General features: G+C 45.4%; 12 protein-coding genes. 4 read left to right on the top strand and 8 right to left on the bottom strand.

The features are described from left to right. Positions 1-348 precede the first annotated feature (348 nt). The 5 genes from G499_RS0110860 to G499_RS0110835 form a co-directional block, all read right to left on the bottom strand. Positions 349-1,266, bottom strand: coding sequence for an aspartate carbamoyltransferase catalytic subunit (locus tag G499_RS0110860; RefSeq protein WP_035727271.1), 918 nt, complete (start codon positions 1,264-1,266; stop codon positions 349-351). 570 nt (positions 1,267-1,836) lie between these two features. Then, positions 1,837-2,514: a DUF2490 domain-containing protein gene (locus G499_RS21510; protein WP_245576743.1), complete on the bottom strand. Its 678-nt coding sequence runs from the start codon at positions 2,512-2,514 to the stop codon at positions 1,837-1,839. Between the two features lie 108 nt (positions 2,515-2,622). Beyond that, positions 2,623-3,249: a hypothetical protein gene (locus tag G499_RS0110845; protein WP_026999965.1), complete on the bottom strand. Its 627-nt coding sequence runs from the start codon at positions 3,247-3,249 to the stop codon at positions 2,623-2,625. 192 nt (positions 3,250-3,441) lie between these two features. After that, positions 3,442-3,963: an adenine phosphoribosyltransferase gene (locus G499_RS0110840; protein ID WP_026999964.1), complete on the bottom strand. Its 522-nt coding sequence runs from the start codon at positions 3,961-3,963 to the stop codon at positions 3,442-3,444. A gap of 277 nt (positions 3,964-4,240) precedes the next feature. Beyond that, entirely contained in the window at positions 4,241-5,218 is a 978-nt protein-coding gene (locus G499_RS0110835) for a TraB/GumN family protein (protein ID WP_026999963.1), read from the bottom strand. 82 nt (positions 5,219-5,300) lie between these two features. Between G499_RS0110835 and G499_RS19635 the strand changes: the two genes are divergently transcribed. The 3 genes from G499_RS19635 to G499_RS0110820 all read left to right on the top strand — a co-directional run bounded on the left by G499_RS19635 (position 5,301) and on the right by G499_RS0110820 (position 8,567). Next, entirely contained in the window at positions 5,301-6,152 is an 852-nt protein-coding gene (locus tag G499_RS19635) for a hypothetical protein (RefSeq protein WP_051296171.1), read from the top strand. A 340-nt stretch (positions 6,153-6,492) separates the two neighbouring features. After that, the gene (locus G499_RS0110825) at positions 6,493-7,206 is read left to right on the top strand and encodes a Crp/Fnr family transcriptional regulator (protein WP_026999962.1); all 714 of its coding nucleotides are present in this window, start codon (positions 6,493-6,495) and stop codon (positions 7,204-7,206) included. Next, a complete protein-coding gene (locus G499_RS0110820; protein ID WP_245576729.1) occupies positions 7,206-8,567 on the top strand; it encodes a DUF58 domain-containing protein in 1,362 nt (453 codons plus the stop codon). The genes G499_RS0110825 and G499_RS0110820 overlap by 1 nt, the downstream gene beginning before the upstream one ends. Positions 8,568-8,614: 47 nt before the next feature. Here G499_RS0110820 and G499_RS0110815 read toward each other — a convergent pair whose 3' ends face one another. Then, positions 8,615-8,989: a hypothetical protein gene (locus G499_RS0110815; RefSeq protein WP_154658411.1), complete on the bottom strand. Its 375-nt coding sequence runs from the start codon at positions 8,987-8,989 to the stop codon at positions 8,615-8,617. Positions 8,990-9,169: 180 nt separating this feature from the next. Further along, positions 9,170-10,354, bottom strand: coding sequence for a glycosyltransferase family 4 protein (locus tag G499_RS0110810; RefSeq protein WP_035727268.1), 1,185 nt, complete (start codon positions 10,352-10,354; stop codon positions 9,170-9,172). 425 nt (positions 10,355-10,779) lie between these two features. Between G499_RS0110810 and G499_RS21180 the strand changes: the two genes are divergently transcribed. Beyond that, complete coding sequence (locus G499_RS21180; RefSeq protein ID WP_026999958.1) at positions 10,780-11,793, top strand: T9SS type A sorting domain-containing protein; 1,014 nt, start codon at positions 10,780-10,782, stop codon at positions 11,791-11,793. On the opposite strand, the gene G499_RS19625 is transcribed toward G499_RS21180, so the two are convergent. Beyond that, positions 11,783-12,907, bottom strand: coding sequence for a glycosyltransferase (locus G499_RS19625; protein ID WP_051296170.1), 1,125 nt, complete (start codon positions 12,905-12,907; stop codon positions 11,783-11,785). The two genes, G499_RS21180 and G499_RS19625, sit on opposite strands and share 11 nt — an antisense overlap. Positions 12,908-13,083: the final 176 nt, after the last annotated feature.

Here is a 13,083-nt window from a genome sequence, read left to right as displayed (position 1 = left end):
CTTAGCCTTGCTAAACTCAGGCTTTTTTTATTCAAAACCAATTTACTTTTGCAATATTGATGCATTTATTAATAAAAACAACCCTGATTATCAGCCAGTTGGCTTTATGGTCAGGGCTGTTAAAGTTTGTTAAACCCCTGATACAGGATATTTTAGGGGCTAAGGGCTTATTTAAATTTTCAGCGCGGTACGCAAAGCAGCTGTTTTTGTGCTGGTACTAGGTAAAAAACGCAGGCACTATGCTTAGCCCACGATTAAAATCGTGGGAGGGCTATGGCGAGCATTTTTAACGACATAATAGCCAAAAAGCAGCGTTTTGGTGTCGATGAAGATAATTTTAAACAAGTTCTAAATACCACTGCGCCCGCCGGCCAACAAATAGAGCACTGCCATACGCACAGCCACGCCGTTTTCTACTTGGTCAAGAATAATGGCTTGCGAAGAGTCTGCTGCATCACTGCTCAGCTCTACGCCTCGGTTGATAGGCCCGGGGTGCATCACAACAATCTCTTTATCAAGCTGTTCTAGCATTTTTTTGGTAATCCCATAGTAAAGACGATACTCGCGCAACGATGGGAAATACTTGATTTGCTGGCGCTCCAGTTGTATACGCAATACATTGGCCACATCACACCAAGCGAGGGCCTTGCGTACGTCGGTTTCAACCCGTACTCCCAACGACCCAATATATTTAGGAATCAGTGTTGTGGGACCACAGACCATCAACTCTGCCCCTAGTTTTTGGAAAGCAAAAATATTGGACAAGGCCACCCGTGAGTGCATAATATCTCCGATAATGGCGATGCGCTTGCCGCCCACCTCTCCGAGGCGCTCACGCACCGAATAGGCATCAAGCAGGGCTTGGGTAGGGTGCTCGTGCGTCCCATCGCCCGCATTGATGATATTGGCCGGCACGTGTTTGGCCAAAAAATGCGGCGCTCCCACGCTGGAATGCCGCATTACCACCATATCGACTTTCATCGCCAAGATATTCTGCACCGTATCTAGCAGGGTTTCCCCTTTTTTGACAGAGCTGGAAGAGGCCGAAAAATTGACCACATCGGCAGAAAGGCGCTTTTCGGCTAGCTCAAATGAAATCCGGGTACGGGTAGAATTCTCAAAAAATACATTGGCAATGGTGATGTCACGTAAAGAGGGGACTTTTTTGATGGGTCGGTTGATGACTTCTTTAAACTCATCGGCGGTCTGAAAAATCAATTCTATATCGGCGACGCTCAATGGTTTGATGCCCAAAAGGTGTTTCATTGCCTTAATCTTTTTTGCTGGCAAAGGTAGGGGTTTTTACGCATATTTACGAGCAATGAAAGTAGGAATAGGACAAGCATATCATACACCACCGGACATTTTTGGAAAAGTAGCCCGGAGCTCTGGCTTCGAGATAAGCTGATGTCTCATTTTACCTCCAAATGAGACTTAGCCCACAGTTTTAGCTGTGGGATTTGAGAAATGTCCGGTGGCGTGAGCCTATTCAAAATAGGCCGAGATGCACAAGATTTGATTTTCTTGATTCTCAAGGATTTTCAACAGACACATTGCCTATACCAATTTTGATTGGTATAACAACTACTTAACTCCAAAAACCTTTGCGCTCTATGGTTTAAATGCTACAGCGGAATGTGCCGCAAGGTAATGGCTGTGGAGACACGACCACAGATGGGGCTGTGTTTCTCAGCTATACGCAGGCAAGGATTTTTACCACTGAACTTCCTACGAAGAAATGAACTTTAAATTTACTACCTTTCTGTCCTAAGAAGTACCAAACCCCTGCTTGCGTATAGGTGATGTTGTGCCTTAGTTGTTCTCCTATTGGCTTCATTAAAACGAGTATTTATATTTCCTCTGATTTCTACTGAGGATATCTAAAAATAAGTAAAACATTAGTCCTTGACTTATGTCTATTTGAGAATTATTAGCTCTTGTGTTAATTTGATATAAATAACCTAATTCAACTCTTGTCCAATCCCAAAAACGGTAACCCAAGCCAACAAAATTTCTTGTCTGTGAAAAATAATTTGTGCCATAATCTCTACCAAACTCAACGTGAACTTCGTGATAGTTTGAAATATACAAGGTGTTGTTCTTATAAAAATAATCAGTGTTAAGAGGCGTTCTAAGTCTAATTCGATACCTAAATCTAAAATTATGTCTTACACCATCAGGATTGTCTATACCTCGCCATCTTGATTCAAATCTTAGACGATGGGTAAAATTAAATCTGCCGTAATAGGCATAGTTATTAATTTGTAAAGTAGTTCTTAACTCTCTTTCAAACGGTCTGTCCAAGTCGCTTTCTAATGGAAATCTCGGTGCTGAATGAAAAATGCCAATAGGGTTTAAACTTACTCGTGTCATCTTTGTGAATTGATATGCAATCCAAGGTCTTACACTGTATCTTAAAGGATGTTCCCAAAAATTGCTTTCTCCAAGTTCACTTTGCCTTCTATATACTACATCAAGCTCCCAAGCCCACTTGGTAGAGTCATTAAAAAAAATCAGCTACATAATACTTTGTATAAAGAATGCGATTGTCTAAACCTTCAACATCTTGGGCTGATGATATAAATGGCACAAAAAATAAAACGCTTATAAATAAATATTTTTTCACAATTCCAATAATATTCCTATTCTGTTGGGTACTCTTTCACGTCTTAAAACCTTATTTAATTGCTGTACATTGTCCAATTCCGGATTTTTAACTAAATATTCAACACGATTATTTAGACGTATTATTTTATTCAGTTCATCTTTAATTTGTTCACAACTTTTGGCATTAAGTAATTGGTTTGCATAATAACGTAATAAGATATTCGAGGCATTTTGTAAGCCCTCTGATATTTTGGTTTCAAGCTTTCTAAAATCGAAAGGATTATCACGATAAATAGTAAATAGGCTATCGTTCCAATGTTTTGCCATAGAGCCAACTCTGTCTAAATAAGATTGATTAGAATCCAGAAAGGTGTAATTAGGCAATTCAAACGCAGCAGTTAGGGGTAAGTCAAGATACAAGTTGTTTACCTCTATGTTTGGTTCTTCCTTCAAGAAAGAAAAGTTTCTTTGACTGATATTGAAACCTGAGCTTAAAAACACTTTGCCTTTCAATGGGAAATATTGTTCCACACCTAACGAAAACCCCGGTTTGTAAGATAGATTTCTAAAATTATTGCTGTAATAAATCCCCGATGAATTAACTCCTCCAATAAAATATGTATCGTCAAGTATAAATGACAATTTTGACCTGTTTAGTTATACAAATGTCAATGTGTCGGGGTTAATGTCCTGTGCCTTTGCGCTGTAAAGTATCAGGATTAATAAGATCGTGTATAAAAACTTTTCTATTCTTGTTCTATTCATTTGTGCAAATATAACGATTTTTGGTTTCTTACAATGAGGCACAATGCTACATTATGCGCGCCTTTGGTGCTATTCGCTGTCGTATTGAATCAGTGAACGCACATCATATGATTGTAGGGCAGCCCTACCGGGCAAGAAGCTCAGCTCTATCAAGAAAGAAGCCTGCACCAACTCTCCTCCGGCACGCTCGATAAGTCTGGCGGCGGCGGCGGCAGTCCCTCCGGTAGCTAGGAGGTCATCGTGTAGTAAGATTTTTTCTCCGGGTTTGATGGCATCTTGGTGCATCTCGATAGTATCGTTGCCATACTCCAGCGCATAGCTTTCGCTAAAGGTTTTGGAAGGTAACTTTCCGGGCTTTCGGATGGGTACAAAACCCACCCCTAAGCGCTCGGCCAAGAACATCCCAAATAAAAAACCCCGCGACTCAATGCCGGCTACTTTATCTATCTGAAGCCCTTGGGTCATTGCCAGCAGCGCTTCTCCGGCCTGTTTGAGAGCCGCAGGCTCTTGGAGGAGGGTAGTAATGTCTTTGAATACAATGCCTTGCTTGGGAAAATCAGGCACATCACGGATGAATGAACTCAGTTCCATACAAATAAGATAAAGACTGTCAGTGAGTGAGTGGGCAAGAAACGTGGATGTCCGAAGGAGCAAAAGCTTATGTGCCCCAAATCAGTCAGCAATTTAGCTAAACTCCTGAAAACCAAATATTTGATATACTTATATCAGGATACACATTGTGTTGATTTGGGGTGTACTCAGCCTTTTCGGACAGTCCTATTAGAGATTTTGGCTCTAATTGAGCGCCTAAAGGTAAGGTTTTTGGGTGAAAAAACAGTCACTATAGAGCGCCTATGTTGGTATGTTGTCATTCTTTGCCGGTATATACCGCAATGCTGACCGGGGTAAGGGTATAGCCTTTGGCACGCAAGAGCGCTATTACACCCTGGTCTCCGGGCAAATGTCCGGCTCCGACAGCGATAAAGAGTCGGCGTTTTTCAGTAGCCAGCCAGTGGTCGAGTTGGGGAATCCAGTTGCGATTTCGCTCGTAGAGCAGTCGTTCGAGCTCGCCATCTGTAGATTGTTGTACCATCAGCTCGTGAAGGGCATCAAGATTTTGTTGGCGATAGAGTTGATTGAGGCGGAGTACTTCGAAGGTGGAGCTGCTGTCGCGGTCATATACCATATCCAACAACATTTCTATCTGTCGGTCTATGGGATAAGAATCATACAAGATGCCCACCTGAGCGTCTATGCTTTCCAAACCACGCAGCTCTTTGCCCCAGACTTTACCCTGCTTTTGGAAATATGCATCCATAGAACCCCGGTTGCTCAGTCCTTCCATCGGCAGCTCTTGAAGGGCTGGTTCTTTGCCTTCTGTTTTGAGATATTTGGCCACACTGATGAGTTGATGTAAGACAATAGGCTTGAATTTTTGTATCAGCGGATTGTCCAAGCTCAGGCCCAGTGTGTTTTGAAGGCATTCGTTGGTAGCCTGAAAATCCTCAGGGCTAAGCAATTTGCCCAACGAACCTTCACTGAGCATCATTGATTTGGCCATTTTGAGCATCGTCATCACATCGGCGCTATCCACAATAATCTCACCTACCACCACTTCCACCTGCTTGAGTCGGCGGGTGATTTCGGGGTTCTGTTCGATAAAGTCATACTCGTATAGGTGATGTGTACCAAAGAGATAAGAGGGTTTTTTGAGCTGTTTGCCCGAAATCTCCCAGAAAATACTGCTGAGCTGGTCTGTAGGAGCAGTTTGTGCCCACACCCCCGACGTGCAACACAGCCAATAACACCACCAAAAGAAGAAAAGGGGGGAGTAGTTTTTTTTCATACGCATCTATATTGTGAATACAGGCAAGTTAGTATATCTTTCGAGATTAAACAATCGTTGTTTGCCAAAAGACGTTTTTCTTATGTATCAACTATCAAGCGCTAAGACTATTTCTATTACCAAACGCCTTCAGGCGGGTTATCGTATGTTAGGTTGTTTTTTAATCTGTTGGGGGGCGGCCTTGGGGCTGGCCTTTGCCCAACCTGACAGCCTCCGTACTACACGCACTGCCGTACAGGTAGGAGAGACGACAGTATACCTTTGTACTTATGAGCGGGGGAATGCGCACAAAATGGTTTTTTTTAATATGCACGACGATGAAAATACCTCTGTAGAAGCGGCCAAAAATGTGATAGACCGTTTTGGAGGCCGCTTGGTGGAGCTACAACATAGCGGGGAGCGTATCCTCAAGTTCAGGCTCAAAGGGGCAGTGTATGGCCTAGATCCTAACCGTATTTTTACAGACCAAGGTATCCGCCAAACACTGAGCCGCTATAGCGCAGCGTATCATCCGGAAGCCCACGAAGCCGTGCGTAAGTTTGCGCAAGAAATGTTATCGTTAGTTGGCCAGCCGGAGCTGATTGTTGCAGCCCACAACAACGTCAATGTCCCTTCCTTTAATGTTCGTAGCTATGCGCCAAACGGTAATTTGGCTCAAGAGGCCGAGGAAGCCTATATCAACCCCCTGATGGGTACAGGAGAGTTTTATTATGTAATTGAGCGTGCTTTTTTTGATTTTTTTAAGCAAGTCAAAGTAAGTGTCGTACTACAAGACAACAGCCGAGTAACAGATGATGGCTCGCTTTCGGTCTACTGTGCGGCCAAGGGTATCCGCTACATCAATACAGAGGCACAGCGTGGTAAGTTGCAAGAACAAATCAAAATGCTCGAACATTTGTTCACACCTGCCTTTTTGTCTCTCTTACAACCCTAGCCAATACACCAGAGTATCAACCCGTTGTGCCTAGGCTTCAATACATCCACTTCCCCAACTAATTTTGATTGGATATGGAAATATCGGGGGAGGGCTTGTATCACAGATTAGACTTGTAAAAATAACAGCCTTAAACTTGCACAATTTGTAAAAAATGTGCACTTTTAATCTGTATTTACTGCTTTTACCAAGTTCAAAATACCTGTCGCTACCTGTAATCCCTCAGGAGTTTCGTTTCCAAAAACCACTCCTTGGTTCTCCTAGCCTTTCCTCTCTGTCAAGGGCGTATGTATGTATGTAACTTCCCCTCCCCTAACACCCCTCCTGTCTGTCCGCAATTATGAGTAATACCGTTAAATCATTCCCCTGCGAGACCTGCCGTGTACGGCATAAAGGTATTTTCGCAGACCTTGAAAGCCATAATTTATCGGAAATATCCACCAAAAAAGGATGCCAAGTATTCAGCAAAGGAGAGCTAATTTTTCAAGAAAATCAGTATCCACAAGGGCTGTATGCGATTTATCAAGGCAAAGTCAAGGTATTCAAAACCACCGAGTCTGGCAAAGACCATATCTTCCGTCTCGCATCTGAAGGCGATGTATTGGGCTATCGCTCCTTGATTTCTGGCGAAGCATATGAAGTCTCGGCTATTCCTTTGGTCGATACCCGTGTATGTTTTATCCCCAAACAGGTCTTTATGAGTGTGTTGCAAGAAAGCACCAACTTGACCGGTCAAGTGATGAACTTGCTAAGCCACGACCTCCGTTTTGCTGAAGAGAAGCTCACCAAGATGGCTCAAAAAACTGTAAAAGAGCGGCTAGCCGAAACCCTCCTGATGCTCAAGCAGTACTATGGCCAAGAGGCCGACGATACCGGCTTTATCAATATCCTACTTTCGCGCGAAGACCTCGCCAACCTTGTAGGTACCGCAACCGAAACACTAATCCGTGCCTTATCAGATTTCAAAAAAGAAGGCTTGGTAGATTTACAAGGCAAAAAAATTGCTATCTTGGACGTAAAACGCCTAGATCGTATGACCAAAAACTTTGATTAGTGCCTATAACTACCCCATACACTAAAAAGCCATCATACTGGCAGTTATCTCTAGAGCGGCGCTTTTTTATGGTGCTGCTCTTTTCTGCTTTCTTGTTTGTGTTGGCCTTTTTTTGGCCCCTATTATTATTGCCGGCCAACATCCTGATGTTGTTTTTGAGCATCTATCTACTGATAGAGGCCTTGTTGCTGTGGCAAACTAAGCAGGGAGTACAAGCCTCTCGTACGGTGGCGCGCCGCCTCTCCAACGGAGATGACAACCCTGTCGGGCTTGAAATAGCCAACCAATACCCCGTACACATTTCCCTAAAGGTAATCGATGAGCTGCCAATACAGTTTCAGCGCAGAGATTTCGCGCTCTATCACCACCAGCTGGCCTCCCAACAATCCACCACTCTCAGCTATACTCTGCGCCCTACCGAGCGCGGTCTTTATCAATTCGGGAATTTACACCTCAATGTCAGTATAGGCCTAGGGCTGATTTCGCGTCATTACTGTTTTGTACAGCCTGACGAAGTAGCCGTATACCCTTCTTTTGCTCAAGTACACAAATACGAGTTGCTTGCTATTTCGAATAAGCTGAGCGAAGCAGGCATCAAAAAAATACGGCGCATAGGCCAAAACCGTGAGTTTGAGCAAATCAAAGACTATGTCCAGGGAGATGATATTCGCTCTATCAACTGGAAGGCTACTGCTAGGCGCAACCAGCTGATGGTCAATCATTATCAAGACGAAAAATCTCAGCAAATATACTGCCTCATCGACAAAGGCCGCAATATGCGGCAACCCTTCAATGGGATGACCTTGCTCGACTATGCTATCAACTCAGCCTTGGTGTTGGCCAATATCGCAGTGATGCAATATGACCAGCCCGGCTTGCTGACTTTCAGGCATCAGATAGACGAGATTGTACCTGCCACGCGGGGACGGAGGCAAATGCAGAAGTTCCTCGAAACACTGTACAAACAAGAAACCGGCTTTGAGGAATCGGACTATCAACGGCTTTTTATTCAAGTACGCCAACTTATCAAACAACGTAGCTTGCTGGTGTTGTTTACCAATTTTGAAAGCTTACATACCCTACAGCGCGCACTGCCGGCTCTACGACAACTAGCCAAAACACAGGTTCTGCTTGTGGTAATGTTTGAAAATACCGCTATCAACAGCTATATCACCCGCCGCCCTCGGTCGCTAGAAGAACTATATAATCAAACTGTGGCTGAGCAATTTGTTTACGAAAAACGCCTCATTGTTCGTGAACTCAACAAGTATGGCATCTATACGGTATTATCCCACCCTAACCAGCTAACGGCTGCGGTCATCAACGAATACCTAGCGCTCAAGGCCAAGGGGGTAGTCTGAAGCGGCGGACTTTTAAGGATTCAAGTAGCTGATTTTCGATACACTATTTATAAAAACACATAGATAATGTTTCCATTGGCATCAATCTTATCCAAATCAATCTGACACAACCCTTGCTGGCTCATTAAGTCGAGGCGCTCACGTGCTTCTTGAATAGAGAGAGAGGTTTGTTTGGCCAAAAATTCAGGGCTAAGTTGATTGCCATTGCGATGTGCCAAACGGATAATCAGTTGGTCGGTCAGTTTGAACTCTGAGGTGGGATTGAGGGCGGCTTGATTTTGTCCAGTGCTTGGCAGGGCAGGTGTTTGGGCTTTACGGGCGAGATAGTTTCCGCTACCCAATATCAGTGAAGACACCACCATGCCCGGGATGGAAAACGAAGAGAGCGCTCCGAGCAACATGAATCCACCAAAAATCATCATTATATAACCAAGTATTTTCATAGTTAGCGCACTAAAGATTTAGGGTTTGTTTTTATGAGTGTTGGCGTACTCTTCTTAACATTGGTTTGTGCCAAGAGTTAGGCCAATGTGCCCGCCAGAGAAGTACTAAACAAAGTTAGCAATTTATATGAGATTTGCTCGTATCGAGAACACAAATTATTAGGCCAAAAGTTGCCGGTATAGGGCCTGAAGCTCTGCTTTTTTTTGCTCCCAGGTGTAGTGTTTTTGGATGTGTTGGCGTGTGGCCGCGCCCATCTGCCTTGTGTGTGGGGGTTGATCAAACCAGAGACGCATTGCTCGGGCCAAAACAGCCGGCCGGTCGGCGCGAACCAACTGCCCTAAGGAAGCCGAGGGGATAATCTCACGCACGGCTGGCATATCCGAAGCAATCACTGGTGTGCCCACAGCCATCGATTCTAAGACCTTGAGCGGGCAACAACCTTGGGCCAGATTGCGGCTACAGTCTTTGAGTGGCGCAACGGAAAACTCCGCAAAGTGTACCCAATTATACAGCGGGCGCTTTTTGAGGCGATATTGCCAGATTATGCGCTCTGTAAGCCCCAGCCGGCGGACAAGTTTCTGATAGGGCCGTGTTTGTTTGGCTTTTGAAGAAGCGCAAATCACCAGTTTTATGTCAGGAATATCTTCTAAATATTGAAATGCTTTGAGCAAGGTATCGACTCCTTGCCAAGGCTGCAAAGCCCCAAAATAAATCGCATAGCGCTCCGGCATAGCCGCAAGTCGCTGGAAATCTTCTGGTACTTCAGCACCATTGCTGATGACACTGACCTTCTGTGCGCTTAGCCCCATTCGTAAGAGGTTTTGGCGAATAACTTCTGACGGTACTATCACTGCATCAGCCTGTTGTAAGCAGTATTGCTCCATTTGCCCCAGCTTGGCCAAGGTGCTCTGGGGGAGCTGGGGGTAGCGATAGGGCAATTCAATGGAAGGCAGCCCATTGACCTCAAAGACAGTTTTGTAAGGGGCTTGGCTGCGGCTTTTGTGCAACAAAATAGGTAAGCCACCCCAAATATCGCGAAAATGCGCCAATCGCAGGCCTTTTTGCTCGGCCAAGGTCTGTAGGAGCGCGTCGCTATACGCCTGCCCACGACGGAGGTAATTGTCTATAGGCTGCGAAAACCGAGTGATTTCTACCGACTGGGGATTGAATTCGCGCTGATAATCGGCCAAACGCTCATCTCCCAAAACTGCCAGCCAGCCCCCACCAGCATAGGCAAAAAGCGCCTCGGCATTGTGGTAGATATGGGTAGCAGAGCCTTTGGCCGAAGGGTACACATCGAAGGCGGCAAAAAGCGCAGGGTGTTGTTGTTGCAAAAAAAACATAGTAAAAATCTTGTTCTCAGGTGTCTTGCCTCTATGGCAAAGATGCAGCACAGATAAGGGAATTGCAAACCTAGTGCCTGTTTTTAAAACCTTACACCGACATCTTTGAGAGCACTGGAAATGTAGACACTCAAAATCCTTGAAAACCCAATCCTGTCAATCTTTAGAGCCTGCCAGTCTTGATACACATACACTGAATCTTTAGTAAAAACAAAATGCATATACCCTTTATAGTACAAATTTATGCGAAATAGCTTGCGAAAAACTGAATACACAGATTATTATTCTGAAATAGCATTCTTTATTACACGAGCGCTCGTCTGTGATTTTAATAGGCTGGTCGAAAAAAAGGTCTCTAATCGCAACTATATGCTGACTTTGAGGGCGTAAGCTGTATTAATTACAAAACAGTATACAACTAACTCATGAAATATTACATCACCAAAGCCTCGACAACAGTGCTTTTGTTATTGGGTTTGTGGCTGCGTGTTACCACCCTGTGGGCACAATGTGAGATAGAGGTTGAGTCAAGCAACAATTACAAAGTCCATATATCGCTCAATCCCACACAGATAAACCCCGCTAGCAGTTCTTGTGCTTTTGGATACAACTACACCGTAAGTGTTGCCTATGATGTCAGCTTTAGTGGCCCTGGTGTGCCTGCTGCCGGGGTGTGGACATTACAAGGGACTGTAAGCTGCGCTACTAGTGGGCAGAGCCATTTTTTCAACTTGCCCAATAACGGAGGGACAGGGACTTCGGTTTCGGCCAATAGCTATTACAACGGGACAGACTGCAATACGACCACCATTGCCAGTATGGGGTGTGATGCGATTGCGTTGCAAATCAATGGACCGGGAATCTCCAACCGAACCATCACTTGCAATATCGAGCCATTGCCCATTACACTGCTCAATTTTTATGCTTTTGCCGAAGGCAATGAGGCCGTCAAGCTACAATGGACAACAAGCTCCGAAAAAAACAACGCTTATTTCAGCATCGAGCACAGCCTCGATATGCAACAATGGCAAACCATACTGACCAAGGAGGGAGCCGGCAACACACAGGCTATCCGGCGGTATGAAGCACAAACACAGCACTTTGCGCCGGGGCGTATCAATTATTATCGCCTCAAACAAACGGACTTCGACGGTCAGAGTACACAGACGGAGGCCGTGGCAGTATCAATGGAGCGGATGCCTGTGGTGGTCAGCGTATACCCCAACCCTATGCGCGAACAAATCACTATAGACTTAGGGAGAACCTATACACAGCCCGTAAAGGCCAAATTGACAGATATGCAGGGTCAGGTGATACGGGAGTGGGTATTGGAAGAAGCACAAACAACAAAGCCTGTCGGAGATTTGCGCTCAGGGGTCTACCTACTGAGTATCTATACCCCTGAGGGCTGGGAACATATCAAACTACTCAAGGTGTAGTGCCAGGCGCGTAATAGCGCCCTTTCCAAACTACTGGGCGGCGGCACAAATGACTCCACAACAACCGCCAAGGCAAAAAAGCTTGGTAAGGCCAGTAGGTGATGGCACCCCAGGGGGCAAAGCCTAACTTTGTATGCCGGGCAAATAGCTGTTGCCAATATAACCACTGTAGCATCGCCAGCGCCAAGGCAGCCGGCCAATACAGCCATAACAGCCACAACCACACCAAGGGCTGTAATAAAATCATTCCCAACAATAGCCGCACATACCACGGACTATGAAGGGCAGCAACAGCCCAACGGCGGCGTTGTGCCAATAGATTTTTATAGCTTGGCTCTGGTAGGGTAACCGCCTGAATATCATCCGCTATCAAGTGCCTAAATCGTGCTCCTTTATTGACCCAAGCCCGAAACAAGGCCCAGTCTTCGGCTACCGAAAAAGGAAGCGTCTCCCATCCCCCATATTTCCGATAAGCCCCTGCGGCCAACGCCATATTGTTGCCCATTGTAGTGAGTGGAATCCCCATGGCGGCAGCCGCAGCGATTTGTAGTTGTGCTCTGGCCCAATCCCACTGTTGCCAAGCAACACGCCAGCCACTGCTGCTGTCAATCTGGGTGAATCCCGTAACGATATCGGCGCGTTCGTGTAAGACGGGGGCAACCATGTGTTGTACCCAATCAGGAGGTACGGCCACATCAGCGTCCGTAAACAACCATACCTCTCCTTGCGCAACCGCCGTTAGGGCAGCCAAGGCCCGTGCTTTGCCTTTGAGCTTGTCGCCGGCACTAGGTCGGGGCAAGGTCAATACCCGAAAATGAGGGGCTTGGCTCAGGTCGCTTCTCAACAATTGCGCTGTTTCGTCTTCAGAAGCATCATTGGCAATCCAAATTTCTAGGCGTTTCTGAGGATAAGTCAGGGCTGCCAACGCCGCCAAACAACGCTTGAGGGTGTGAGCTTCGTTGCGCACAGCTATCAAGATAGACACCTTGGGCAGGTAGGGCAGTTGTGGCGCTAGGTGTTGCCATTGGCGTAGCTTAGACAGCATATATCCCTGAATAAACAACCAATAAGCCACCAAGCCATAAAAAACAATGAAAAATAGCGCTACTGCCATCTCCGTCCAATTTTTTTGGTGCTAAGTTATACCATATTTGCCTAAGCCCCGATAGTTTACCGAAAATGTTTTAGGGCAGGCCAATTCCTAGAGCTCAGTGCAACTATTCTGCCTCAAAAAGGGTTTTGGCTTTATATTTGAGCTTTTTTGACAATGCCCTGACGCACCCCCCCAAC

This window comes from Eisenibacter elegans DSM 3317, assembly GCF_000430505.1.
Lineage (GTDB): Bacteria > Bacteroidota > Bacteroidia > Cytophagales > Microscillaceae > Eisenibacter > Eisenibacter elegans.
Note: the sequence above shows the minus strand (reverse complement) of the source record. Positions and strands in the feature narration are given on the sequence as shown.